The organism is Microbacterium sp. GbtcB4, from assembly GCF_019091465.1.
Lineage (GTDB): Bacteria > Actinomycetota > Actinomycetes > Actinomycetales > Microbacteriaceae > Microbacterium > Microbacterium paraoxydans.
In genome coordinates this window covers 267,392-291,211 of the sequence record NZ_JAGXJJ010000005.1, presented here as the reverse complement: position 1 = coordinate 291,211, position 23,820 = coordinate 267,392, and the positions used below count along the sequence as shown (strand labels likewise).

Annotated in this window: 20 protein-coding genes; 4 read left to right on the top strand and 16 right to left on the bottom strand. The window is 70.4% G+C overall.

The genetic code is table 11. The annotated features are described in order from the left end of the window. Positions 1 to 64: 64 nt before the first annotated feature. From KVS71_RS10730 to KVS71_RS10715, 4 genes are all read right to left on the bottom strand, one after another. A complete protein-coding gene (locus tag KVS71_RS10730) occupies positions 65 to 1,045 on the bottom strand; it encodes a hypothetical protein (protein ID WP_217584506.1) in 981 nt (326 codons plus the stop codon). A gap of 189 nt (positions 1,046 to 1,234) precedes the next feature. Continuing rightward, a complete protein-coding gene (locus tag KVS71_RS10725) occupies positions 1,235 to 2,335 on the bottom strand; it encodes a branched-chain amino acid aminotransferase (protein ID WP_062634807.1) in 1,101 nt (366 codons plus the stop codon). Between the two features lie 62 nt (positions 2,336 to 2,397). Then, positions 2,398 to 3,441 carry a 3-isopropylmalate dehydrogenase gene (locus KVS71_RS10720; RefSeq protein ID WP_105949737.1) on the bottom strand — a complete coding sequence of 348 codons (1,044 nt, stop codon included), beginning with the start codon at positions 3,439 to 3,441 and terminating at the stop codon, positions 2,398 to 2,400. Positions 3,442 to 3,523: 82 nt separating this feature from the next. Continuing rightward, positions 3,524 to 5,059 (bottom strand): MFS transporter, encoded by a 1,536-nt coding sequence (locus KVS71_RS10715; RefSeq protein WP_105949736.1) that lies wholly within the window; start codon positions 5,057 to 5,059, stop codon positions 3,524 to 3,526. A 96-nt stretch (positions 5,060 to 5,155) separates the two neighbouring features. Between KVS71_RS10715 and KVS71_RS10710 the strand changes: the two genes are divergently transcribed. Continuing rightward, entirely contained in the window at positions 5,156 to 5,698 is a 543-nt protein-coding gene (locus KVS71_RS10710) for a TetR/AcrR family transcriptional regulator (protein WP_060922663.1), read from the top strand. 73 nt (positions 5,699 to 5,771) lie between these two features. On the opposite strand, the gene serA is transcribed toward KVS71_RS10710, so the two are convergent. The 3 genes from serA to KVS71_RS10695 form a co-directional block, all read right to left on the bottom strand. Then, a complete protein-coding gene (gene serA, locus KVS71_RS10705) occupies positions 5,772 to 7,376 on the bottom strand; it encodes a phosphoglycerate dehydrogenase (protein WP_105949735.1) in 1,605 nt (534 codons plus the stop codon). Positions 7,377 to 7,507: 131 nt separating this feature from the next. Next, positions 7,508 to 7,843, bottom strand: a complete 336-nt coding sequence (locus tag KVS71_RS10700) for a hypothetical protein (protein ID WP_105949734.1) — start codon at positions 7,841 to 7,843, stop codon at positions 7,508 to 7,510. Then, positions 7,840 to 8,310 carry a hypothetical protein gene (locus KVS71_RS10695; protein ID WP_217584505.1) on the bottom strand — a complete coding sequence of 157 codons (471 nt, stop codon included), beginning with the start codon at positions 8,308 to 8,310 and terminating at the stop codon, positions 7,840 to 7,842. The genes KVS71_RS10700 and KVS71_RS10695 overlap by 4 nt, the downstream gene beginning before the upstream one ends. An 83-nt stretch (positions 8,311 to 8,393) precedes the next feature. Here KVS71_RS10695 and KVS71_RS10690 point away from each other — a divergent pair, with 83 nt between their 5' ends. After that, a complete protein-coding gene (locus tag KVS71_RS10690) occupies positions 8,394 to 9,344 on the top strand; it encodes a hypothetical protein (RefSeq protein WP_217584504.1) in 951 nt (316 codons plus the stop codon). Between the two features lie 2 nt (positions 9,345 to 9,346). Here KVS71_RS10690 and KVS71_RS10685 read toward each other — a convergent pair whose 3' ends face one another. Continuing rightward, positions 9,347 to 10,009, bottom strand: coding sequence for a GntR family transcriptional regulator (locus tag KVS71_RS10685; protein WP_217584503.1), 663 nt, complete (start codon positions 10,007 to 10,009; stop codon positions 9,347 to 9,349). A gap of 74 nt (positions 10,010 to 10,083) precedes the next feature. On the opposite strand from KVS71_RS10685, the gene KVS71_RS10680 reads away from it, so the two are divergent. Then, on the top strand, positions 10,084 to 12,918 hold the full coding sequence (locus KVS71_RS10680) for an FAD-binding and (Fe-S)-binding domain-containing protein (protein ID WP_217584502.1): 2,835 nt from the start codon (positions 10,084 to 10,086) through the stop codon (positions 12,916 to 12,918). A gap of 58 nt (positions 12,919 to 12,976) precedes the next feature. Here the strand turns inward: KVS71_RS10680 and KVS71_RS10675 are convergent, their stop codons facing one another. The 6 genes from KVS71_RS10675 to KVS71_RS10650 form a co-directional block, all read right to left on the bottom strand. After that, complete coding sequence (locus KVS71_RS10675) at positions 12,977 to 14,326, bottom strand: alpha-L-fucosidase (protein WP_217584501.1); 1,350 nt, start codon at positions 14,324 to 14,326, stop codon at positions 12,977 to 12,979. Beyond that, positions 14,323 to 15,870 carry a M81 family metallopeptidase gene (locus KVS71_RS10670; protein WP_254635686.1) on the bottom strand — a complete coding sequence of 516 codons (1,548 nt, stop codon included), beginning with the start codon at positions 15,868 to 15,870 and terminating at the stop codon, positions 14,323 to 14,325. The genes KVS71_RS10675 and KVS71_RS10670 overlap by 4 nt, the downstream gene beginning before the upstream one ends. Positions 15,871 to 15,935: 65 nt before the next feature. Next, positions 15,936 to 16,910, bottom strand: a complete 975-nt coding sequence (locus KVS71_RS10665) for an ROK family protein (RefSeq protein ID WP_217584500.1) — start codon at positions 16,908 to 16,910, stop codon at positions 15,936 to 15,938. Beyond that, on the bottom strand, positions 16,907 to 17,821 hold the full coding sequence (locus KVS71_RS10660) for a carbohydrate ABC transporter permease (protein ID WP_060920974.1): 915 nt from the start codon (positions 17,819 to 17,821) through the stop codon (positions 16,907 to 16,909). The genes KVS71_RS10665 and KVS71_RS10660 overlap by 4 nt, the downstream gene beginning before the upstream one ends. After that, complete coding sequence (locus KVS71_RS10655; RefSeq protein ID WP_060920975.1) at positions 17,811 to 18,716, bottom strand: carbohydrate ABC transporter permease; 906 nt, start codon at positions 18,714 to 18,716, stop codon at positions 17,811 to 17,813. The genes KVS71_RS10660 and KVS71_RS10655 overlap by 11 nt, the downstream gene beginning before the upstream one ends. Before the next feature lie 43 nt (positions 18,717 to 18,759). After that, positions 18,760 to 20,019, bottom strand: a complete 1,260-nt coding sequence (locus tag KVS71_RS10650; protein WP_060920976.1) for an ABC transporter substrate-binding protein — start codon at positions 20,017 to 20,019, stop codon at positions 18,760 to 18,762. 199 nt (positions 20,020 to 20,218) lie between these two features. Here KVS71_RS10650 and KVS71_RS10645 point away from each other — a divergent pair, with 199 nt between their 5' ends. Beyond that, positions 20,219 to 21,370, top strand: coding sequence for an ROK family transcriptional regulator (locus tag KVS71_RS10645; RefSeq protein ID WP_025103271.1), 1,152 nt, complete (start codon positions 20,219 to 20,221; stop codon positions 21,368 to 21,370). 19 nt (positions 21,371 to 21,389) lie between these two features. On the opposite strand, the gene KVS71_RS10640 is transcribed toward KVS71_RS10645, so the two are convergent. Together KVS71_RS10640 and ilvC are read right to left on the bottom strand one after the other, a co-directional pair. Then, positions 21,390 to 22,655, bottom strand: coding sequence for an alpha-L-fucosidase (locus tag KVS71_RS10640; protein WP_217584499.1), 1,266 nt, complete (start codon positions 22,653 to 22,655; stop codon positions 21,390 to 21,392). Positions 22,656 to 22,757: 102 nt separating this feature from the next. Further along, positions 22,758 to 23,786, bottom strand: a complete 1,029-nt coding sequence (gene ilvC / locus KVS71_RS10635) for a ketol-acid reductoisomerase (protein WP_060920979.1) — start codon at positions 23,784 to 23,786, stop codon at positions 22,758 to 22,760. Positions 23,787 to 23,820 lie beyond the last annotated feature (34 nt).

Below are 23,820 nucleotides of genomic sequence, written 5' to 3'. Positions count from 1 at the left end.
AGACCCCGCCTTGCGTGCGCAGGTGAGGCGGGGTCTCGACGCGAGCCCGGGGGCTCAACCGACCTCAGCCGGGCGGATGGATGCCGAACGCGGCGAGCCGGCGCCCGAGGTCCTCGGGGGTGCGGATGTGTCGGGAGCCCCAGCGCACCACCCGCCACCCCGTGACCCCGCGGATCTCGTCCTCGCGGTGCTTCTCCGCCATCACCGCATCGGTCGCCGTGGGCGTCGTCCGCAGCTCCGCATCCCGGTACTTGTCCTCCCCGTCGAACTCCCCGAAGGCCTGCGACCGCGGGAAGCCGAAGTCGGCGAAGTACCGCGCGCCGTCAGAGCCGACGACGGGGATCTGCAGACCGATGTCCCGGAAGCCGAGTCGGTGGAGCTGGAGGCGACTCACGCTCTCGCCCGGAAGCTGCGCCCGTCCGTCCGCGAAGGCTCCGATCCACCGCGCGCGCCGCACGCCCCGGAGCCCCGCCGTACACAGCCGGTCGACCTCGGCCCGCCAGGCGTCGACCTCATCGTGGTCGACCTCGTGTCCGTCGATCGAGACCATCCGAAGCGCCGCGTCCCCGGCCGCGACGACGGCCTCTGGGCGCAGCAGCCTCGCGAGGTCGAACACGGTACGGATCAACGACGTGCACCGGAGCCCGTGTCGCCGGACGATGTCGCCCTCGTCGAGCGCCATCTGGTGTCGGACGACCCCGGCCTCGGTCCGGCTGTGCCGACGGCTGCGGATCGCGGTGTGCACGTCGTCCCGGATCGGCCCCACGAGCGGCAGCCCCCAGAGCGCCGCCGCGGAGAGGTGCGAGAACACCGGACCTTCGCCGGCGCTGGCTCGACGGACGGCGCACACCCGCACGAGCTGTCGCCCCTCCGGCCACAGCGCGTCCCAGACCTCCGCGTTGACATACGCCCCCCGGTGCACCCGTCGCAGCCTGCCGTACGCGACCGCCTCCCCCAGTTCCCGTTCCGTGACCCCCGTGTCGAGGACCTCCTTCCGCGATCGCACGAGATCCCAGGCTTCGGAGAACGAGAGGCGCCGCGACATCCCCTCACTCTCCCCCGCCTGCTCCCTCACCTCTCGTTCTCCACACCCCCCGCCCCTCTTCCCCCACTCCCCCCGCATTGTGCAGGAACCGTCCCCGCGCGCGAGCCCCCGGGAACACGCCGAGACCCCGCCTTCCACGCGTCGACACGGCGGGGTGTCGGCGGGGAGACGGGGTCTCGGGGAATCGGATCAGGCGTCGAGGCGGAGCAGCCAGCCGTGCTTGTCCTCGCGGCGCCCGTACTGGATGTCGGTGAGCTCTTCGCGGAGCGACAGCGCGAGCTCACCCAGCGGCTGCGGCTCGTCGAAGCCCTCGCCCACGAGCGCGCCGATCGGGGTCACGACCGCGGCCGTGCCACAGGCGAACACCTCGACGATGTCACCGGAGGCCACGCCCTCACGCCACTCGTCGATCGAGATCGGACGCTTCTCGACCGTGTAGCCGCGGTCCTCGGCGAGCTGCAGCAGCGAGTCGCGCGTGATGCCCTCGAGGATGCTGTCCGACTCCGGCGTCACGACACGACCGTCTTTGAACACGAACACGACGTTCATGCCGCCGAGCTCCTCGACATCGCGGTTCTCGTTGAGGAACACGACCTGGTCACAGCCCTTCGCACTGGCCTCGGCCTGCGGCAGGAGGCTGGAGGCGTAGTTGCCGCCCGTCTTCGCCTTGCCGGTGCCACCGCGTCCCGCGCGGGCGTAGTCCTCGGAGAGCCAGATCCGCACGGGCTTCACGCCTCCGGTGAAGTAGGCGCCCGCGGGGCTCGCGATCACGTAGTAGGCGACCTTCTGCGCCGCGCGCACACCGAGGAAGGCCTCCTTGGCGAACATGAACGGCCGCAGGTACAGGCTCTGGTCGGCGCCGGAGGGCACCCAGCGGCCGTCGACGGCGATGAGCTCTCGCAGCGACTGGATGAAGTACTCCGTCGGCAGCTCCGGCAGCGCCAGGCGGCGGGCGCTCGCCTGAAGGCGCGCGGCGTTGCGGTCGGGACGGAAGGTGTGGATCGAACCGTCCGCGTGCCGGTAGGCCTTGATGCCCTCGAAGATCTCCTGCGCGTAGTGCAGCACGGACGCCGCGGGGTCGAGCGGGATCGGGCCGTAGGGCTGCACGCGCGGACGGTGCCAGCCGCCCTTGGCCGACCAGCAGATGTCGACCATGTGGTCGGTGAAGACGACCCCGAAACCGGGGTTCTCCAGCACTTCGGCGACGCGTGCCGGCGAGGCCGCGTTCAGGTTCTTCGTCACGGCGAACTCCAGGGGAGCCACGCTCGTCTCGGCGTCGATCGTCGTCATGTCGTCATCCAATCCTCGTGGGGTGGGCGCATCCTCGCGCCCTGTCAGCCTACGCCCGCCGTTCAGAGACGGGCAGTGATCGCGGAGCCGATCTCCGCGGTGGTGCGGGCACCGCTGCGGGCGGCGATGTCCGCCTCGACCGCGGCGCTCACACGCGCCGACTCGGCCGTCAGGCCGAGGTGGTCGAGCAGCAGCGCGATGGAGAGGATCGCGGCGGTCGGGTCGGCCTTCTGCTGACCCGCGATGTCCGGAGCCGAGCCGTGCACGGGCTCGAACATCGACGGGAAGGCGCCATCGGGGTTGATGTTCCCCGAGGCGGCGAGGCCGATGCCGCCCGTGACGGCGCCGGCGAGGTCGGTGAGGATGTCACCGAAGAGATTGTCCGTCACGATCACGTCGAAGCGCGAGGGATCGGTGACGAGGAAGATGGTGGCGGCGTCGACGTGCAGGTAGTCGACGGCGACGTCAGGGTGCTCGGCGGCGACCTCGTTCACGATGCGCTGCCAGATGGCACCGGCGTGCACGAGCACGTTGGTCTTGTGCACGAGGGTGAGCTTCTGACGGCGGCGCTCGGCAAGCGCGAAGGCGTAACGGACGACCCGCTCGACGCCGAACGCCGTGTTCACGGACGTCTCGTTCGCGACCTCCTGCGGTGTCCCCTTCCGGATCGCTCCGCCGTTGCCGACGTAAGGCCCTTCCGTCCCTTCACGGACCACGACGAAGTCGACCTCGCCCGGGTCCGACAGCGGACCGGGCGCTCCGGCGAAGAGCTTCGAGGGACGCAGGTTCACGTAGTGGTCGAGGGTGAACCGGAGCTTCAGCAGGAGTCCGCGCTCGATGTTCGCGTCCTTCAGGCGCGGGTCGCCCGGCGTGCCGCCGACCGCGCCGAGGAGGATCGCGTCGTGTGCGGAGATCGCGGCGAGGTCGTCGTCGGTGAGCGTGTCGCCGGTCTCGAGGTACCGGCCGGCACCGAGCGAGAAGCGGGTCTTGTCGAACGTCACGGCGCTGTCGGCGGTGACGGCGTCGAGCACCTTCTCCGCCTCGGCGATGACCTCGGGACCGATGCCGTCACCCGGGATGACGGCCAGCTTCACGACACGCGACATGAGACTCCTTGCGCACTGCACGGGGGTGGACCGGCCGCGGCGCGACCGCGGGTCGAACGGGCCGGTCCCCCCAGCGTAGTGGTCAGTGCGTGGGTGCCTTGCGCAGTGTGACGGCCGCGATGACCGCCGCGACGACGACGAGGCCCGCACCGATGAGCGACGTGACCGTGACTCCCGAGCCGAACGCGTCGGCCGCCGCCTGCCACAGGGCGTCGCCGAGCGCGGCCGGGAGCTCGTGGGCGGCGGTGTACGCGCCGGCCAGCGTCTCCTGCGCAGCGCGGGCCACCTCGGCCGGAAGCCCCTCGGGCAGCACCAGCGCGCCGCGGTAGAACGCGGTGATGATGCCGCCCAGGATCGCGGTCCCCAGCACGGCGCCGAGCTCGTACGCCGTCTCGGACACCGCGCTCGCGGCACCGGCCTTCGCCGCGGGGGCGCTGGAGAGGATGAGTTCGTTCGAGATGGTCTCGGCCGCACCGATGCCGATGCCGAGGACGACGAAGGCGAGGATGAGCGGTGCCACGCCGTGCGCGTGCGTCGTGAAGGCGACGATGAGGTACCCCGCGACGGAGAACACCAGCGCCGCCGGGATGAGCACGTGCGGCGGAACCCGCCGCGAGATCGGTACCACCGTGAGTCCGGCGACGATCATGGCCGCCATCCCCGGCACGAGCGCGAGGCCCGCGACCATCGGCGAGAGTCCCAGCACGAGCTGCAGGTGCTGCGACACGAAGTAGAGGAACCCGACGAGGGCCACGACGCTGAGCAGGTTCACCAGGATCGCCCCCGAGAACGACCCGCGGCGGAACAGCGCCATGTCGAGCATCGGGGTGTCGGCGCGGAGCTGACGGCGCACGAACAGCGCCCCCATCACGAGGCCGAGCAGCGCCCATCCCCCGGCGTAGAGCGACGGACCGTCGACCGCGAAGGACTTGATCGCGTAGACGACCGGGATCATCGCGGCCATCGAGAGGGCGATGCTGAGCGGGTCGATGCGGCCCGGGTTCGGGTCACGGCTCTCCGGCACGAGCAGCGGCGCGGCGATGAGCAGCGGGATGAGGACGGGGACGGCGATGAGGAACACCGAACCCCACGCGAAGTGCTCGAGGAGGAAGCCGCCGACGATGGGGCCGAGCGCGGATCCGGCGGAGAACGCGGACGCCCAGACCGCGATGGCCATGCGGCGCTGGTCGCGGTTCTGGAAGATCGATCGCAGCAGCGACAGGGTCGACGGCATCAGCATGGCGCCGAAGAAGCCGAGCAGGGCGCGGGCGGCGATGAGCAGGCCCGCGGTCGGCGCGAAGGCGGCCAGCGCTGAGACCACGGCGAAACCGGTGGCGCCGATGAGGAGCAGACGACGACGCCCGAAGCGGTCGCCGAGTGTCCCCATGGTCACCAGGAGTCCGGCGAGCACGAGCGGATAGACGTCGATGATCCAGAGCTGTTCGGCCCCGCTCGGCGCGAGCGAGATCGAGATCTCGGGCAGCGCGAAGCTCAGCACCGTGTTGTCCACCGACACCAGCAGCACCGGGAGCATGAGGACGACGAGTGCCGCCCACCCCCGAGCCCCGACGCGGGGAGCTTCCGTCTCTGTCGTCGGTATCGACGCAGTACGGGTCATGGAACACCTTTCCTTCCTGCGGACCGCTCGTTACTAAACCGTCCGGCTGGTATAGTAACAGATGCCGCCCTCCCGATCCCGCTCAGAGGATGAACGATGCCCCGCCCACCCCTCGCCCGCGAGAAGGTCCTCGACGCCTTCGAGGCGATCCTCATCGACGACGGCGAACGCGCCGCGACGCTCGAGGCGACGGCCAAGGCCGCCGGCGTGTCGAAGGGCGGCCTGCTCTACCACTTCCGCTCGAAGGACGACCTCGAGGCCGGGCTCCTGGAGCGCCTCGACCACCTGACCACCCTCGATCTGGAGCGCATGCGCACCGCCGACGAAGGTCCCGTCGCGTACTACGTGCGGACCTCGGTGATGGAGGACGACGCCCTCGATCGGGCGCTGATCGCCACGACCCGGCTGGCCCAGGGCGGCTCGTCCGCCGCGTCCGACATGCTCCGGGATACCCGGCGTCGCTGGGCGGAGACGATCCGCCCGCACGTCCGCGACACCGCCAGCCTCGACCTCGTGATGCTCGTGAGCGACGGCCTCTACTTCAACAACTCTCTCGACGTGCACGGGCCGGAGCGCCTGGTCCCGCGCAGCGACGAGCTCGCCGATCTCATCGCCCTCGTGCTGCGGGCCACCGCCTGACGCCGGATAGGGCTGCAGATACGGAGAAGGGCGGGAGCATCGCGCTCCCGCCCTTCTCCCCCGCTCTGCGGTGTCAGACCTCGGTGATCTCGATCTGACGGAAGAGGTCGGCGTCGATGGCGCCCCGCACGTCGTCCAGCAGCTCCTCGGACACGGGCGAGTCGAGCGTCAGCACGCTGAGCGCCTGGTCGCCGGCCGCGAGCCGCGAGATCTGCATGCCGGCGATGTTGATCCCGGCCTCGCCGAACTTCTGCCCGTAGACGGCCACGATGCCGGGGCGGTCGGTGTAGAGCATGACGACGTGGTGCTTCTCGATCGGCAGCTCCAGGGCGTGGTCGTTGATGCCGACGAGCTTCTCGGCCTGCTTCGGTCCGGTCAGCGTGCCCGACACCGAGAGCTGCGATCCGTCGGACAGCGCCCCCGTGAGGGTGATGACGTTCCGGTACTCCTCGCTCACGTCGTCCTTGAGCAGGCGCACCGCGATGCCGCGCTGCTCCGCCAGGAGGGGCGCGTTCACGTACGACACGGTCTCGCTCACGATGTTCGTGAAGACACCCTTGAGGGCAGCCAGCTTGAGCACGCTCACGTCGTAGTCGTTGAGCTCGCCGTGCACCTCGACGTCGAGGCTCGTGAGCGGCGACGTGGCCAGCGCGGCGAAGATCTGGCCGAGCTTCTCCACGAGCGAGATGCCGGGACGCACGTACGGGTCGATGACGCCGCCCGCGACGTTGACCGCATCCGGGACGAGGTCGCCGCCGAGCGCGAGCCGCACCGAGCGCGCGACCGAGACGCCGGCCTTCTCCTGCGCCTCTTCCGTGCTCGCACCGAGGTGCGGGGTCACGACGACGTTCGGGAGGTCGAGCAGCGCGCGGGCACTGCCGCCCTCCGCCGGGGGCTCGGAGGTGAAGACGTCCAGGCCGGCCCCGGCGATCTCGCCGGCGACGAGCGCCTCGTGCAGCGCCTCCTCGTCGATGAGTCCACCGCGGGCGACGTTGACGACGAACGCGGTCGGCTTCATGGCGGCGAACTGCTCCGCGCCGATCATGCCCGTCGTCTCCGGGGTCTTGGGCATGTGGATCGTGAGGAAGTCGGCTTCGGCGACGAGCTCGTCGAGCGAGAGGAGCTGCACGCCGAGCTGCTGGGCGCGCGCCGAGGTGACGTAGGGGTCGTACGCGACGACGCGCATGTCGAAGGCGGCGAGGCGAGCAGCGACGAGAGCGCCGATCCGGCCCAGTCCGACGATGCCGACAGTCTTCTCGAAGAGCTCGGCACCGGTGAAGGAGCTGCGCTTCCACTGCCCGGCGGACAGCGAGGCGTGCGCGGCCGGGATGCGGCGGGCGAGGCTGAGGATGTGGCCGACCGTCAGCTCGGCGGCCGAGACGATGTTCGACGTCGGGGCGTTGACGACCATGACGCCGGCCGCGGTCGCGGCCTTGATGTCGACGTTGTCGAGGCCGACACCGGCCCGCGCGACGACCTTGAGCTTCGGCGCGTGCGACAGCGCCTCCTCGTCGATGCGGGTCGCGGAGCGGATGAGCACCGCGTCCGACTCCGCGAGGGCGGCGAACAGCGCCTCGCGATCGGTACCGTCGACGTGGCGGACGTCGAAGTCGGGGCCGAGCGCCTCGATCGTGGCGGGAGAGAGTACTTCGGCGATGAGCACGACAGGCTTCGGCACAGTGGATCCTTCGGGGCAGCGCGACAGGCGGGAGGGGCCGATGCGCCGCACACCGTCGGGGGCGCGATCGCGACAACTCTACCGGAGCGCCGGGACCGCTCCGTGCCGTGTGACGCCGTGACGGATGCGGGTCAGGCGCTGGGCAGCGTCAGACTCAGCGCGAGCAGGCTCATCCAGAACACCGCGACGATCCCGAGTCCGGCGAGGAACGTCAGAGCGAGCTCGCCCACCCGCCGCCGTCGGCCGATCGCGAAGGCGAACCCGAACACGATGACGGGGAACACCACGCCGAACAGGAGCGTCGCCCATCCGGTGCCGGTGAGACCGGTCTGGGCCATGGTGATGAGGTGCGCGACCGCGTTCCACACCGCGTAGGCGTAGAAGAGCCCGGCGAGGGCGATGACGGTCCACACGAGCCAGCGCGGCGAGCCGGTCGCCACGGCGGACGGTGACTTCGGAGCGCTCATGAACCGATCACCCCCACGGTCACGAACGGCCACGGCACGAGCAGCACGACGCCCGCCAGGAGCACGGCGGCGCGGATCCAGGAGGCCCGGCCCCGTGTCAGCACCCATGTCGCGAGGAACCACAGCGCGGGGGCGGCGATCGCCAGCACGAACCAGGGCAGGAACATGAAATCCGCGACGAGGAACGAGGCGAGTGGCTGCAGGCGGAGACCGCCCGCGATCCACCCCAAGGTGTAGAGCAGGTAGACGCCCCCGACGACCCCGACGAGGACCAGCATCGCGTTGCTGAGACCGGAGGGCGCCGCGGTCGTCTCGTCCACCGACGCGGATGCGGGCGCCGCGGGCGCGACGGCCTCGACCGGCGTCGGTTCCGGAGCGGGCGTGGAGCGCCGTGCGGCGTCCCGGGGGCGTCGCTCCGCGCTGTCGTCGCCCTCCCAGCTCAGGGCGTCGTCCGAATCGGATGTCATCTCTCCAGCGTAGGACACCGCGGCCACTAGGCTCGGGGATGCCTCGGCGGGGTCGCCGGGCACTTTCGGCGGAAAGGACAACCATGGCCGAGAACGAGCAGACGTCTTCCGCCGCGCCGCGTCGTCCCACGACCGGCGCCGCGACCGGCGAGCCGCCCGCGGGCTGGACGCCGAGCCCGGAGGCCAAGGCCTCCGCGACGCGCTTCCGCATCATCGCCGCGGTCCTCTGGGCACTCGCCATCGCGGGCGAGGCCGTCGGCATCTTCTGGCTCCTGCGCCAGCGCGAGTTCGTCGACGAGGGCGGCAGGCTGCTCCGCGATCCGGACACCGGCCTCCTGGAAGAGCAGGGAGCGACCGCGCAATTCCCGCAGTGGGCGTTCATCGCCCTGCTCGTCCTGCTGGTCGTGATCGCCGCGCTGTCGATCATCGGCTCGATCCTGTGGAAGAAGGCCAACACCCTCGACCCGGCGCGGCGCGCGGACAAGACGCGGTTCTTCGTCCAGAACCAGCTCGGCGCGATCATCGCGGTCGTCGCCTTCCTGCCCCTGGTCATCCTCGTCTTCCTGAATAAGGACATGGACAAGGGGCAGAAGGCGACCGCCGGCATCGTGGGCATCGTCCTGGCCGTCCTCGCCGCGGTCGTCGGGACGAGCTTCGCCCCGCCGTCCGTCGAGCAGTACACCGCGGACCAGTCCGCCGTGATCCAGCTCCTCGGGGCCGATGAGGTCGTGTGGGTCGACGGCGGCAAGGTCTATCACGTCTGCGACGAGGTGCCCGCGATCCAGACCGGCAGCGAGATCCGCACCGGCACCACCTCCGAGGCCATCGAGGCGGGGAAGATACGGCTCACCCTGCAGTTCGCGTCCGAGCTGCGCACCTGCGGCCTGGCGGTGCCCGAGAACGCCGACGAGATCACCGAGGCCCTCCGCGCGATCCAGGCCGGTCAGGTCGACACGCCTCTGCCTGCTCCGGTCTGGGCCGACCCGACGGATGCGCCGATCCAGATCCAGGACGCCCCCGCCGACGCGGGCTGACGTCAGGAGCCGTGCAGGGCCTCGACGAGACGGTCCTCGGCCGAGGCGAGGTGGGCACGCAGCACGGCGGCCGCGCGCTCCGCGTCCCCGGCGGCGACGGCCTCGAGCATCTCGGCGTGCTGCGCGGCGATGAGTTCCGCGTCGAGGAGACGCCGCCCCTGCACCTGCGCCATGCACAGCCGCACCTCGTCCAGCACGCTCCGGTACATGCGACTGGTGCGCTCGCTTCCCAGCGCGTCGATGAGGGCCGTGTGGAAACGGAGGTCGGGATCGACCGTCGCGGGATCGGGGCCCGGTGCCATCGCCTGCAGCTCGGCGTTCGCCGCCACAGCGGCCGCCGGCACGGCCGCGCTCTCCGCCAGCTCGCGCAGCGCCGCACTCTCCAGCCGGATCCGCGTGCGGTAGACGTCACGGACGGTCTCCGCCTCGATGCCGACCACACGCGCCGTGCGATGCGCCGTCCGCACGAGCAGCCCACTGGCCACGAGCTGCTCGATGGCCGCTTTCGCGCTGGGCCGGGCGACGCCGTAGGCCTGGGAGACGGCCGCCTCGGTCAGTGGCTCCCCCGAGCGGATCTCGCCGGAGAGGATCCGGGTGCGCAGCTGTCCGGTCACGGCATCGACCACGCCGACCACGCCGAGGGGGCGCTCCGCGATCGAGGTCATGCGGAACAGTCTAGTGAGACGTCGGTCGTTCAGTACACTTGTCAGACAATCTTCGAGCGGAGCAGAGGAGCACCGTGCCCACCACCCTCGACCACCCCCTCGATCCCGCACTGCTGGGGAACGAGACGCAGGTCCACGCCCGATCCATCGACCGGTTCGCCCGCGCCCACGACGCCTCGCATTACCTGCTCGTCCCGGACGCGGTGCTCTCCCCCGCGGACGCGGAGGGCGTCGCCCGCGCGTTCACAGCGGTCCGGGCGGCCGGGCGTACGCTCACGTTCCGCTCCGGCGGCACCAGCCTCTCCGGACAGGGCATCAGCGGCGACATCCTCGTCGACACGCGCAGCCACTTCCGCGACATCCACATCGAGGAGGACGGCGCCGCGGTGCGGGTCGGCCCCGGAGCCACGGTCCGGCAGGTGAACACACGGCTGTCCCGGTACCGCCGCAAGCTCGGACCGGATCCGGCCAGCGAGATCGCCTGCACGATCGGCGGCGTCGTCGCCAACAACTCCAGCGGCATGGCCTGCGGCATCACGGAGAACTCGTACCAGACGATCACCTCGATGGTCGTCGTGCTGCCCAGCGGCACCGTGCTGGACACCGGACGCGCGGACGCCGCGGATGTGCTCCGCGCCGCGGAACCCACCCTGTTCGCCGGGCTGTCGTCGCTCCGGGAGCGGCTGCTCGCCGCGCCCGAGAACGTCGCCTTCCTCCGACAGCAGTTCTCGATGAAGAACACCATGGGCTACGGCCTGAACGCCCTGCTCGACTTCGACGACCCGGTGCGGATCCTCGAACACCTCCTCATCGGATCGGAAGGGACCCTCGGCTTCGTCGCGGAGGCCCGTTTCCGCACCATCGAGGTGCGCCCCGCGATCGCCACCGGTCTGCTCGTCTTCGAGACGCTGTCGGCGGCGATGACCGCGCTCCCCGCTCTCACGGAGCTCGGACTCGCGACGATCGAGCTCCTCGACGCCGCCTCGCTGCGCGTCGCCCAGGGCCTGAGCGACGTCCCGGCCGCGATCTCCGAGATCGACGTGCAGGGCCACGCCGCCCTCCTCGTCGAGGTGCACGCCGTGGATGACGACGCCCTCGCCGTCGCGAGCGCATCAGCGCAGGCGCACTTCGATGCCCTCCCCCTCGCCGTCGCCCCACGCCTGACGACCGATGCAGGAGAGCGCGCCGCACTGTGGCACGTCCGCAAAGGCCTCTACACGGCGGTCGCCGGAGCGCGGCCGTCCGGCACGACCGCCCTCCTCGAAGACATCGTCGTCCCCGTCCCCCGGCTGCTGGCCACCTGCGAACGCCTGATCGAGCTGTTCGCGGAACACGGCTACGAGGGGTCCGTCATCTTCGGGCACGCGAAGGACGGCAACGTCCACTTCCTGCTGAACGAGCGTTTCGACGACGCCGACAGCGTGGCGCGGTACCGCCGCTTCACGGACGACCTCGTCGAGCTCGTCCTCGCGCAGGAGGGATCCCTCAAGGCCGAGCACGGCACCGGCCGCATCATGGCGCCGTTCGTGCGGCGGCAGTACGGCGACGAGCTCACCGACATGATGTGGGAGATCAAGCGGCTGTTCGATCCGGACGGGATCCTCAACCCCGGCGTCGTACTCTCCGACGACCCGGACTCCTATCTGCAGGATCTGAAGCGCGTGCCCACGGTCGAGCGCGAGGTGGACCGTTGCGTCGAGTGCGGCTACTGCGAGCCCACGTGCCCGAGCAAGAGCATCACGCTCACACCGCGGCAGCGCATCGTGCTGCGCCGGGACATGGCCTGGGCCGAGGAGCAGGGCGACACGGCGCTGCTGCGGGACCTCCGCGCCGACTACGACTACGACGGCGTGCAGACCTGCGCGGTCGACGGCATGTGCGGCGTCGCGTGTCCGGTGGACATCAACACCGGCGACCTCGTCCGCCGCCTCCGCGCCGAGCAGGAGAACGCCGTGGAGGGGGCCGCGTGGGGAACGGCGGCGAAGCACTGGAGCACCGTCACGCGCGCCGGCGGCGTCGCACTCACGGTCGCCGACGCTCTCCCCGTCCCGCTCGTGCGCGGCGCGACGCGGATCGGACGCGCGGTGCTCGGCGCCGACACCGTGCCCCTCTACGACGGCGGCCTCCCCCGCGGCGGCACCGCGCCGCCCCGACCCGTCTCACCGTCCGATGCCCAGGCCGTCTTCTTCGGCGCCTGCATCGGCACTATGTTCGGCCCGGAGGACGAGGGTCTCGGCTCCCGCGACGCCCTGCGCGCCCTGCTCGACCGCGCCGGGATCCCCGTCGTGGTCCCGGAGGAGAACGGCGGGCTCTGCTGCGGGACGCCGTGGAAGTCCAAGGGACACCTCGACGGCTATCGCCTCATGTCCGACCGGGTGCTGGCCTCGCTCTGGGACGCCAGCCGCCACGGGGAGCTCCCGGTCGTCTGCGATGCGGCCTCCTGCACCGAGGGCCTCGACGTGATGCTCACCCAGGCCGTCGCCGCCCACCCGGAGTACGCCGGTCTGCGCATTGAGGACGCCACCACGTTCGTCGCGCGGGAGGTGCTGCCGCGCCTCTCCGTCGATGCGAAGCTCCCCTCGATCGCCGTGCACCCGACCTGCTCGACGACCGCTCTCGGCGCGACCGGGGCCCTGACGGCGATCGCTGCCGCCGTCGCCGACGAGGTCTTCGTGCCGGACGGCTGGGGCTGCTGCGCGTTCGCCGGCGACCGCGGCATGCTGCACCCCGAGCTCACCGCGAGCGCGACGGCGCAGGAATCGGCCGAGGTGGCCGCAGCCGATACGGCCCGCGGCGGCTTCGACGCCTTCGTGTCGGCCAACCGCACGTGCGAGATCGGCATGACCCGCGCTACCGGCCGCCCGTACCGCCACGTGATCGAGGTTCTCGAGGAGCGCACGCGCCCCTAGCTCAGCGACGAAGGGCCCCCGTCGGATCACCGACGGGGGCCCTTTTGCGGAGCGTGTGTCAGGCGCCGTGCGCGGTGAGCACGGCGACCGGAGCCTCGCGGAGACCGGCCGGGATCACGACGCGGGTCGCACCGCCGTCCACGGTCGCGTGGGCCGGGGTCCCGTCGGCCCACGACAGCGCGGCGGCCGCGAGCTCGGACGGCAGCTCGAACTCGCCTGCCGCCGGGTCGAGCGCATGCACGTGCACCGCGTCGGTGGAGGTGGTGTAGCGACGAGGAGCCCCCGTCCGCTCCCCCATCCGCGCCCAGGGCCGCGTGCCGTAGATCGCCGCGCCGTTCACGGCCAACCAGCCGCCGAGCTCCTGCATCGCCTTCCGCTGCAGCGCCGGAATGGATCCGTCCGCCGCGGGGCCCACGTTGATGAGCAGGTTGCCGTTCTTCGCGACGACGTCGACGAGGAGCCGGACCAGGGCCGCACCGGAGAGCGAGTGCCGCTCGTCCTCCGCCTGGTTGAACCCGAACGAGTAGCCGAGCCCGCGGGTCGACTCCCAGGGCTCGGGGATGATGTCCGGGATGTCCGTGTATTCGCGGGTGAGGAAGCCGTGGTACGGCACGCCCCACCGGTCGTTGACGACGCCGTCCGGGACGGCGTCGAAGTAACGCCGTAGCAGTGCGGCCACGGCGTAGTCCTCCGTGCCCTTGCCGCCGTCCGGCCACTCGATGTCGTTCCAGAGCACGTCGGGCGCGAACCGGTCCACGAGCTCCTCGAGCTGCGCGGCGGCGTACCGGGAGAAGTGCGCGTCGTTGCGACGGAACCGGAACAGGTCGGTGTCCGACTCGATCGGCGGGAAGTCGCTCACGTGCCAGTCGAGCGCTCCGGAGTAGTACACGCCGAACTTGGCTCCGGCCCGCCGCGTGGCGTCGTGGAACTCGGAGATGAGGTCACGACGAGGGCCGCGCGCAACGGCGTTGAATCCCGTCGTGGCGGTGTCCCACAGACAGAACCCCTCGTGGTGCTTGGTCGTGGGCACGACGTAACGCGCCCCCGCCGACACGAGCTCACCGACGAAGGCGTCAGCATCGAAGGCGTCGGCGTCCCACTGGTCGGCGAGGTCCTCGTACGAGGTCCCTGGGCCGTAGGTGCGCTGGTGACGCTCCCACGTCGGGCTGCCCGGGATGCGCACCGTGTTGCCGTACCACTCCGCGTACTGGTGCCACGCATAGGCGTCCTCGGTGGGGATGTTCACGCCCTCCCCGTGCTGCACGGCCCACGCCGGCACGGAGTACAGCCCCCAGTGCACGAAGAAGCCGAGCTTGGCGTCGCGGTACCAGTCCGGCACGCCGTTCGCGGGGTAGACCGGGGACGCCGCACCGAAGTCGGGGCCGGTGCGCTTCTCGAAGTTCATCATGATGCCGTGTCCTCCTCGTCGGCCCCGCGGCGCACGACCACCGCGGTCAGATCGGGGTCGCCTGTCGTGTCGAACGGGAACACCCCGGGGCGCAGGCGATGGTGTCCGAGGCGGAGCAGGTCCTGGTCCACCCCGCCCGGGGTGAGCGCCAGCGTCCATCCCGCCGCCAGCTCATACAGCTCCGGCTCCAGGTAGCCGATCTTCACGACCACGACGTCGGCCGTCGTCGGCTCGAGCCCCAGCATCCGGAAGTCGGAGAGGTGGTGGAAGGGCTTGCGGCGCGCGGTCACGATGGCGTGCAGCCCGCCGACAGCGATCACCACCTGGGTGCCGGCGTCCGGGTCGCCGTCGGTGACGGAGAACACCGTGCCGGTGATCTCGACCGGTCCGTGGGGCCCGGAGTCGACCGCGGCGCCGGCGGACAGCGTGACCGTCGCACCGACGCCCGCCTCCACGGCTTCGGCCACGGCCCGCGGATCGAAGATCGAGGCGACCAGCGTCGTGTGCGTCCCGTCGGTGAGCTCGGGTCGCTGGAGCAGCTGGGCGAGGGTCCAGGTCACGTCGCCCGCTCCCCCGGCCGTAGGGTTGTCCCCGGAGTCGGAGATCACGTACGGACGCGGGGCTCCGGACGCCAGGGCCTCCTCCAGCGCCTCGTCGAGGCTTCCGGTCTTCGCGACGAAGACGAAATCCTCCCGCGCCTCCCAGAACATCCGGGCCACGCGCTCCGCCTCCCGGGCGATGACCTCACGGTCGTCCCCGGTGACCACGACGTAGGCCTGGCAGCGCGGCTCGTCCGCCCACGCGTAGCCGATCCACACGGAGGCGTCGACGACACCGGGCAGAGCCTCGATCTCGGGGAGCTCGGCATAGATGCCCTGCGCGGGCTCGAGCCGCGTGCTCGTCTTCTCCCCCGGCAGGAGCACAGGCACGGGCACCCAGGCGGTGAAGGGTCGCCGCGCTTGCACGTCGCCGCCGTGCGGTCCGCGGAGACGGTCGAGCAGGTTCCACACCGCCCGCTCCTTCGTGTTCAGCCAGTCCTCGTGCGGGGCCATGCGGTAGCAGGTGAGCAGATCCACCGCGTCGCGCAGGGTCTCCGAGACGTTGCCGTGCAGGTCCATCGACGTGGAGACGAGGGTGTCCGGACCGAGCGCCTCCCGCACCGCGAGAGCCAGATCGCCCTCGGCATCGTCCATCCCGACGACGCTCATCGCGCCGTGGATGTCGAAGAAGAAGCCGTCGAACGGGCCCTGCGTGCGGATCCCCTCGACGAGGGCGTCCTTCATCCGCCGATAGGTGTCCGGGTCCACGGCGCCGCCGGGGAGCGACCGCCCGTGCGTGAGCGGGACCCACTCCGCCGCCTCGGCGAGCTCGCGTCCGGCGTCGAGGAACGGGTAGTACGCCCGCAGTGCATCGCCGGTGCGGATCGTGAAGGCCTCGTCCCCGGAGATGTGCGGGGAGAAGGTGCTCGACTCGATGGAGATGCCGCCGATGCCGATCCGGGGCCGCGCGAGCCCGCCCTCGGCGAGCGGCGGCAGCGGACCCATCCAGATCTCGTGGGCTTCCGGGCGTGCGGTCACGGTGGTGTTCTCCTCTGCGGTCGCAGTCGTGGTCAGGAAACGGGGGCGAGGGCGCGTCGGGCGCTCTCGATGGCGCCGAGCGCGACGGCGTCGGCTCCGAGGACGGCGGGGACGACGCGCAGCGCGATGCCCGACACCGGGGCATCGGTACCGAGCGTCCGCTCGATCGACGGCTCCAGGAGGTCCCAGGCGGCCGTGACCCCGCCGCCGACGATGGCGATCGGCAGGTCGAGGAGCGTCGCGGCACTGGCGCAGGCGAGAGCGAGCGCCCGTCCGGCGGCGTCGAACACCGCGCGGGCGTCGGCGTCACCCGCCCGGGCGGCCTCCGCGACCTCCCTGGCATCGTTCACCGAGCGCCCGGTGCGCTCCTCGAACCGCCGGGCGATCGACGTCCCGGAGGCCAGGGTCTCCAGGTGACCGGTCTGCCCGCAGGTGCAGACGAGGTCGCTGTAACCGGGCGTGTGCCCGATCTCGCCGGCCGCGCCGTGCGGGCCGTGGTGCAGCTCCCCGCCGATGACCAGCGCGCCGCCGACGCCCGTGCCGAGCATCACACCGAGCACATCGGGCACGCTCGGGCCCGCCGCGGCGGCTTCACCGAGGAGGAAGGCGTTCACGTCGTTCTCCACCCGCACCGGGACACCGAGGCGCTGCGCCAGCTCCGGGCCGAGCGGGAAGCCCGCCCAGTCCGCGAACAGGGCGGACGCGGCGCGGATGGTGCCGCTCTCGTGGTCGATGACGCCCGCGGCGCCCACCCCCACCGCGGCGACGGCGACACCGGCCTCGGCCGCCAGCCGCGCGACGAGACCGGCCGCCGCATCCGCCATCGCCGGGCCGCCGACGCTGGCGGGTGCCGGCACGCTTCCGCGTGCGAGGACGTCTCCGAACGCGTCCACGACGAGGGCCGCGATCTTCGTGCCCCCGATGTCCACCCCCGCCAGCGCCAGGTCGGATCCGAGGCCCGTGGTCGTTCGTCGAGGGTCGTCCGTCTGCTGCCCGACCGCGCTCATCGTCCGCCCAGTCCGGCCATCGCGATGCCCTTGACCAGATGCTTCTGCAGCACGATCACGAGCAGGGTGGTGGGGATCATCGAAATGATCGCTGCGGCCATCTGCAGGTCCCAGCGGGTGCCGGTGAGGCCGGCGAAGCTCGCCAGACCGACGGGCAGCGTGCCGTGCGCGTTGTAGTCGACCGTGACGATGAGGGGCCAGAGGTAGCTGTTCCAGAACGAGAGGAACGTGAAGACCGCGAGCACCGCGACCGCGGACTTCGACAGCGGCAGGATGATCTGCAGGAAGGACCGGACAGGGCCGGCGCCGTCGACACGGGCCGCCTCCTCCAGCTCGTAGGGGATGCCGCGGAAGAACTGCCGCATCAGGAACGTGCCGAAGGCGCCGAACGCGAAGGGAAGGATGAGCGCCTGATAGGTGTCGACCCAGTTGAACCACTGCATGACCTGGAACATGGGGATGACGAGCACCTCGGCGGGCACCATCAGCGTGGCCAGGAAGAGGACGAAGACCGCGTCGCGGCCTTTCCAGCGCAGGCGCCCGAACGCGTATCCGGCGGTCGTGGACACCACGAGCACGACCAGGGTGCCGCCGATCGCCACGATGAACGAGTTCATGATGTACGTCAGGAACGGTCCGTAGGCGAAGACGTCGACGAAGTTGCTCCAGCGGAGCTCGGAGCCCACGAGCGTCGGCGGCATCGAGAACATCTCGGAGTTCGGCTTGAGGGCCGAGAAGAACGCGTAGACGAGCGGCGCGATGAAGATGAGCGCCGCGACGTAGATGGTGACGTGCGCGAGGATCAGTCGGGCGCGCGCGCCCGGCGTGGTCGCCGCACCACGCGCCTTCTCCCGCTCGCGCTGACGCCGCGGGGCGGTGCCGGTGGGCCGGACGAGGGTCTCAGTGCTCATAGTGCACCCACTTCTTCTGTGCGGCGAACTGAATGCCCGTGATCGCGATGATGATCGCGAACAGGATCCACGCGGCGGCGGCGGCGAGTCCGAGATCGCCGAAGGTGAAGCCCTGCTCCCAGATGTACATCACGAGGGGCTTGGTGGCGTTGCCGGGGCCGCCTCCGGTGAGCATCTGCGGCTGGACGAAGACCTGGAGCGAGGTGATCATCGTCATGATCGTCGCGAAGAAGATCGACGGGGAGATCATCGGGATGATGATGCTCCACACACGCCGGATGCCCTGTGCGCCATCGATACTGGCCGCTTCCAGGACGCTCTCCGGGAGCTGCTCGAGGGCGGCGGAGAAGATCAGCATGTTGTAGCCGAGTCCCTGCCAGACGCTCATCACGACGACCATGATCATCGCCCAGTTGGGGTCGGCGAGGAAGTTCGGCAGCTCGATGCCGAACCAGGTGACCGAGAGGCCGTTGAAGAGCCCCTGCGGCTGCAGCATCATCTTCCACACCAGGACGTTCGCGACCATCGGGGTCACGACGGGGATGAAGAAGAGGACGCGCAGGGCACCGCGGCCGCGGATGCGGGGGCCGAGGCCGAGGGCGAGCACGAGCGAGAGAGCGACGCTCAACGGCACGTACAGCAGCGTGTACACGGCCGAGTTGCGCAGCGCGGGCCAGAAGTCCGGGCTGCTGGTGAACAGTTTGACGTAGTTGTCCACCCCGTTGAAGGTGCGTTCGCCGAAGGTCGGCCAGTCGAAGACGCTCATCACGATCGAGAGCCCCACGGGCACGATCGTGAACAGGGCGAGGCCCACCAGGGCCGGGCTTGCGAAACCCAGCGCCTGGCGGCCCTCGACCTTGGCGAGCGATCCTCGACGTCTCGTCGTGATCGTCATCTCGTTGTCTTTCTCTGTTACTGCTGTGCGAGCCGGATCCGGCTCACTCGCCGAACTGCGCCTGGGCGTTCGACAGCAGCTCCTCCATCGTCATCTGGCCGTTGTAGACGCTGACGAGGTTGGGCTGGATGTAGCTGTCGAGCTTCTGCCAGTTCTTGGTCATGTACAGCGGCACCGTGTCACCGAACGCGGCCTCGAACACCGACTGGACCTGGTCGCGGTACTGCTCGTCGATCGACTCGAAGTACAGCGGCTGCGACGAGATGCGGGCCGGGTAGGAGCGGCCGGACGACGCGATGTAGTCCTGCGCGTCCTCGCCGACGAGGGAGCCGAGCACCTTCAGCGCGGCCTCCGGGTTCTTGCAGTTCTCGGCGATGCCGTAGCCGGAGCCGAGGATGGGACCGGGGTTGCCGTCGACACCCGCGGGCAGCGGCACCATGCCGGCGGCGAAGCCGGACTCGTTGTTGAGGTAGCTGACGGCGTTCCAGGTGCCGTCGACGGCCATGGCCGCGTTGCCACCCGTGTACTGGTTCTCGCCCCAGCCGGTGTCGGAGGCGGAGGCGACCGGAGCCGCGACCTTCTTCTCCGTGACCAGGCCGGCGTACCAGGACGCGGCATCGACGAAGTCCTCGTCGTCGATGTGCAGCGTGCCGTCCTCGGAGGCGGGCTGCGTGGCGGAGTACGCGATCGGCATCGACATCCACTGGTAGCCGCCCATGCCCATGCCGAAGCCGTACTTGCCGTCCTTCGTGGCGTCGGCGGCGATCGTGTCGAAGTCGTCGAACGTCCAGCCGATCTCCGGCGTGGCGGCACCGGCGGCGCTGAGCATGTCCTGGTTGTAGTAGACGAGCATCGTGGCGACGTCGAACGGCACGCCGTAGACCTTGCCCTCGAAGCTGAGGATGCCGTCGGCGCTCGGGTTGAACTCCGACCAGTCGATGCCCGCGGTCTTGAGATCCTCGTCGCTGAGCTCGCGGAAGCCGGCCGTGTAGCCGCCGAGCTGCGCGCCGCTCATGCCGGTGATGCACGCCATGTTGCCGCTGGCCATGTTGGTCGTGAGCTTGGTGAAGAAGTCGCTCCACGGCGACGTCTGCAGCTTGATCTTGATGTCCGGGTTCTGCTTCTGCGCGAACTCGATCTGCGCCTCCAGCGCATCGACGTCCGACTCGCTGCCGGCCCACATGTCCACGACGATGGTGTCGCCGTCGGCCGAGCCTCCGGATCCCCCGCTGCTCGCACAGCCGGTCATCGCCACGGCCACGCCCGCGACAGCGGCGACAGCCCCCACACGCAACTTCTTCATTGAATGCCTCCTGAGAAGGGAACGGTTATTTCGAGACTCGAACTAACCAATTAGGATTTCGTATGAAGTTACGCTGTCATAGTTCGCAAGGTGCCGCAAGCTGAACATCCGATGTTTATAGGGTGGTGATAATTCGTCACTCCCCCGAAACATGCGACACCCCCGCTACGCTGACGATGCTCCGAGACGAAGGGCCTCCATGACGAACCCCGCCGACACCCCCGTCGACGATCCGCACACACGGCGCATCCTCGACTTCGTCGCGCGCGGGCAAGCCCGCTCCCGCTCGGAGCTCGCCTCCGCTCTCGGCGTGGCCGCCTCCACCGTCGGCCTGCGCGTACAGGCGCTTCTCGATGCCGGCGTGCTGGAGGAGGCAGGGGCCGGCACCTCCCGCGGGGGACGACGGCCACGCGTGCTCCGGATCGCCGGCGACGGCATCGTGCTGTCCGCCGATCTCGGCGGGCGCCATGCCCGCATCGGGCGGCACGACCTCAGCGGCGGCCTGCTCCACTCGGAGACCATCGCGATCGACGTCGCGGACGGCCCGGAGGCCACCTTGGAGAGAGTGTCGGAGGTGTTCGAGCGCCTGCTCGCCGAGACGCGGGTCCACGCGATCGGCGTGAGCCTGCCCGGCCCCGTCGACGTCGCGACCGGCTCCGTGGATCAGCCCTCGCGGATGCCGGGGTGGCCTGGATTCCGCGTCGGCGAGCACCTCGCGGAGCGCCACGGTGTCCCCGTCGTCGTCGACAACGACGCCAATCTCGCCGCCCTCGGCGAGCACCGTCGCCAGCTCGGGCACACCCAGCACAGCATCACCGTCAAGGCGGGCACCGCGATCGGCAGCGGGATCATCGTGGACGGCCACATCCACCGCGGGGCCACCGCTGCGGCCGGCGACATCACGCACACGCGCATCGACGGCAGCGGGGACATCCCCTGCTCCTGCGGCAACACCGGCTGCCTGGAGACCGTGGCCAGCGGCGCGAGCCTCGTCCGCCAGATGCGCGAGCGCGGCAACACCGACGTCCGCACCACGGCCGACGTGCTGACACTGGCACGGGACGCGGACCCGCTGGCGACGACGCTCGTCCGCACCGCCGGGACCCACCTGGGTCAGGCGCTCTCCGGGGTCGTGAACTTCTTCAACCCGCACGCCCTCTTCCTCACCGGGAGCATGAGCGCCTCCGAGCCGTTCATCGCCGCGGTGCGCAGCCGGGTCTACGAGGCCTGCCACCCGCTCGCGACCCAGCGCCTGCGGATCGAGGCCGCGGCCACCGGCGCGGACGCGATCCTGCACGGCGCCGCACGCCTCGCGCTGGAGGGCATGGAGATCCCGGTGGCGACGGCCTGAGCCGCCGCCACCGACGGCCTCACTCCCCTGTCAGGCGCAGCTCGATGACCGGCATCAGCACGTCGGGACGCCGTACCGGGAGATGCACCGTGAGCGTCCCCTCGGCCTCGCCTGCCGGCGTCATCAGGTCGGCCTGCTGGTCCGGGTCGCTGATGCTCGTGCGCAGCCAGGACCCATCGTTCAGCAGGCGCGCATACGAGACCCTGCCCGCGAGTCCCGGCAGATGCACGAAGCCCAGCGGCCAGCTGAACAGGCTCAGGTAGAGCCGGTCGCCGCGGAGCGTGTACACGCCCTCTCGGGGCGGCGTGAACGGCGCATGACCGGCCCCGATCACGGCGCGGTCGTGGAGCCGCATCCACTCGCCGATCTCGGCGAGGGTCGCCGCGTCCCGGGGGGCGATCGCCCCGCGGCCATCCGGACCGATGTTGAGCAGCATGTTGCCGCCCATCGACACCGAGTCGACGAGCATTTGCACGAGCAGCACCGGCGACTTCTGGTCGGTGTTGTCCCGGTGATAGCCCCAGGAGCCGTTGAGCGTCTGGCACGCCTCCCACACGAGGGGCACGCCGTCGCGGACGATCGGAGCCGTCGGCTGGTACTGCTCTGGCGTCACGAAGTCCGCGGGGATGCCGAGCCGGTCGTTGACGAGCATCTCCGGCTGCAGCTCACGGCACAGCGCGAGCAGCGCCTCGGCGTCCCAGTCCTGCGGCCCCTTCCCCTCCCAGCCGTCCTTGGACTCCGGGTAGGTGAAGTCGAAGAACAGGTAGTCGATGTCGCCGTAGTCGGTGAGCAGCTCGCGGACCTGACCGTGCAGGTACTGCCGGTAGCGGGCCATGTCGCGCCCCTCGTTCACGGCGTGCGCGTTCTCGTCGTCGCGTCGGGGGTGGTTCCAGTCCACCGTGAAGTCGGGGTGATGCCAGTCGATGACCGAGTGGTAGAGGCCGACGCGGATCCCTTCGGCACGGAGGGCGTCGACGTACTCGCGCACGAGGTCCCGTCCGACCGCCGTGACGGAGGTGAAGTCGGTCAGCTTCGAGTCCCAGAGGCAGAAGCCGTCGTGGTGCTTGGTCGTGAGCACGACGTAGCCCATCCCCGTCTCCTTGGCGGTCTTCGCCAGAGCCGCGGCGTCGAAGAGGTCGGGATCGAAGTTGTCGAAGTAGGGGCGGTACTCCTCGTCGGTGAGGCGTTCGTAGTTCTGCACCCACTCGTGCCGCGCGGCCCCGCTGTAGAGGCCGAAGTGGACGAACATGCCGAAGCGGGCGTCATCAAACCATTCCTGTCGCATGCGTCCATCCTGGCACAGACATCCGATGTCTGCGCCCGTGAATGCTGCGCGGAACGCCGAACGGGCGCCCCCGAGGGGACGCCCGTTCGTTCGCGAGTCGAATCAGCGCGCGGCGCTGCCGTCGACGTAGTCCTCGTCCTGCTGCTTCCAGGCGAAGAGCGAACGCAGCTCCTTGCCGGTCGCCTCGATGGGGTGCTGCTCCTCCTTGGCGCGGAGGGCGAGGAACTCCTCGGCCCCGTTGTCCTGGTCCTCGATGAAGCGCTTCGCGAACGCGCCGGACTGGATGTCGGACAGGACGCCCTTCATGCTCTCCTTGACGCGCTCGTCGATCACGCGCGGACCGGAGACGTAGTCGCCGAACTCGGCGGTGTCGGAGATCGACCAGCGCTGCTTGGCGATGCCGCCCTCCCACATGAGGTCGACGATGAGCTTGAGCTCGTGCAGGACCTCGAAGTAGGCGATCTGCGGCTGGTAGCCTGCCTCGACGAGGGTCTCGAAGCCCGCCTGCACCAGGTGGCTCATGCCACCGCAGAGCACGGCCTGCTCGCCGAACAGGTCGGTCTCGGTCTCCTCGGTGAAGGTCGTCTTGATGACGCCGGCGCGGGTGCCGCCGATCGCCTTCGCGTACGAGAGCGCGAGGTCCCAGGCGTGACCGGACGCGTCGCGCTCGACGGCGATGATGTCCGGAATGCCGCGGCCGGCGACGAACTCGCGACGCACGGTGTGACCGGGGGCCTTCGGCGCGACGAGGATCACGTCGACACCCTCGGGAGCGTCGATGTAGCCGAAGCGGATGTTGAAGCCGTGCGCGAAGGCCAGGGTCTTGCCCGCCGTCAGGTTCGGGGCGATGGACTCGCTGTAGATCGTGCGCTGGTGCTGGTCCGGCGCGAGGATCATGATGACGTCGGCCCACTCGGTCGCCTCGGCGACGGTCTTCACGGGGAAGCCGGCCTCCTCGGCCTTCGCGGCGGACTTCGAGCCCTCCTTCAGGGCGATCGCGACCTCGACACCCGAGTCGCGCAGGTTCTGGGCGTGGGCGTGGCCCTGCGAGCCGTAGCCGACGATGGCGACCTTCTTGCCCTGGATCAGGGACAGGTCGGCGTCGTCGTCGTAGAAGATCTCGGTGCTCACTGGTTTCTCTCCTTGGTTGTGGTTGTGCGGGACG

What these genes read in the sequence shown, in the direction of transcription:
- KVS71_RS10730 (WP_217584506.1), bottom strand. Translation starts at nt 1,045, where the DNA reads ATGTCGCGGCGCCTCTCGTTCTCCGAAGCCTGGGATCTCGTGCGATCG.
- KVS71_RS10725 (WP_062634807.1), bottom strand. Translation starts at nt 2,335, where the DNA reads ATGACGACGATCGACGCCGAGACGAGCGTGGCTCCCCTGGAGTTCGCC.
- KVS71_RS10720 (WP_105949737.1), bottom strand. Translation starts at nt 3,441, where the DNA reads ATGTCGCGTGTCGTGAAGCTGGCCGTCATCCCGGGTGACGGCATCGGT.
- KVS71_RS10715 (WP_105949736.1), bottom strand. Translation starts at nt 5,059, where the DNA reads ATGACCCGTACTGCGTCGATACCGACGACAGAGACGGAAGCTCCCCGC.
- KVS71_RS10710 (WP_060922663.1), top strand. Translation starts at nt 5,156, where the DNA reads ATGCCCCGCCCACCCCTCGCCCGCGAGAAGGTCCTCGACGCCTTCGAG.
- KVS71_RS10700 (WP_105949734.1), bottom strand. Translation starts at nt 7,843, where the DNA reads ATGAGCGCTCCGAAGTCACCGTCCGCCGTGGCGACCGGCTCGCCGCGC.
- KVS71_RS10695 (WP_217584505.1), bottom strand. Translation starts at nt 8,310, where the DNA reads ATGACATCCGATTCGGACGACGCCCTGAGCTGGGAGGGCGACGACAGC.
- KVS71_RS10690 (WP_217584504.1), top strand. Translation starts at nt 8,394, where the DNA reads ATGGCCGAGAACGAGCAGACGTCTTCCGCCGCGCCGCGTCGTCCCACG.
- KVS71_RS10685 (WP_217584503.1), bottom strand. Translation starts at nt 10,009, where the DNA reads ATGACCTCGATCGCGGAGCGCCCCCTCGGCGTGGTCGGCGTGGTCGAT.
- KVS71_RS10675 (WP_217584501.1), bottom strand. Translation starts at nt 14,326, where the DNA reads ATGATGAACTTCGAGAAGCGCACCGGCCCCGACTTCGGTGCGGCGTCC.
- KVS71_RS10670 (WP_254635686.1), bottom strand. Translation starts at nt 15,870, where the DNA reads ATGGGTCCGCTGCCGCCGCTCGCCGAGGGCGGGCTCGCGCGGCCCCGG.
- KVS71_RS10665 (WP_217584500.1), bottom strand. Translation starts at nt 16,910, where the DNA reads ATGAGCGCGGTCGGGCAGCAGACGGACGACCCTCGACGAACGACCACG.
- KVS71_RS10660 (WP_060920974.1), bottom strand. Translation starts at nt 17,821, where the DNA reads ATGAGCACTGAGACCCTCGTCCGGCCCACCGGCACCGCCCCGCGGCGT.
- KVS71_RS10655 (WP_060920975.1), bottom strand. Translation starts at nt 18,716, where the DNA reads ATGACGATCACGACGAGACGTCGAGGATCGCTCGCCAAGGTCGAGGGC.
- KVS71_RS10650 (WP_060920976.1), bottom strand. Translation starts at nt 20,019, where the DNA reads ATGAAGAAGTTGCGTGTGGGGGCTGTCGCCGCTGTCGCGGGCGTGGCC.
- KVS71_RS10645 (WP_025103271.1), top strand. Translation starts at nt 20,219, where the DNA reads ATGACGAACCCCGCCGACACCCCCGTCGACGATCCGCACACACGGCGC.
- KVS71_RS10640 (WP_217584499.1), bottom strand. Translation starts at nt 22,655, where the DNA reads ATGCGACAGGAATGGTTTGATGACGCCCGCTTCGGCATGTTCGTCCAC.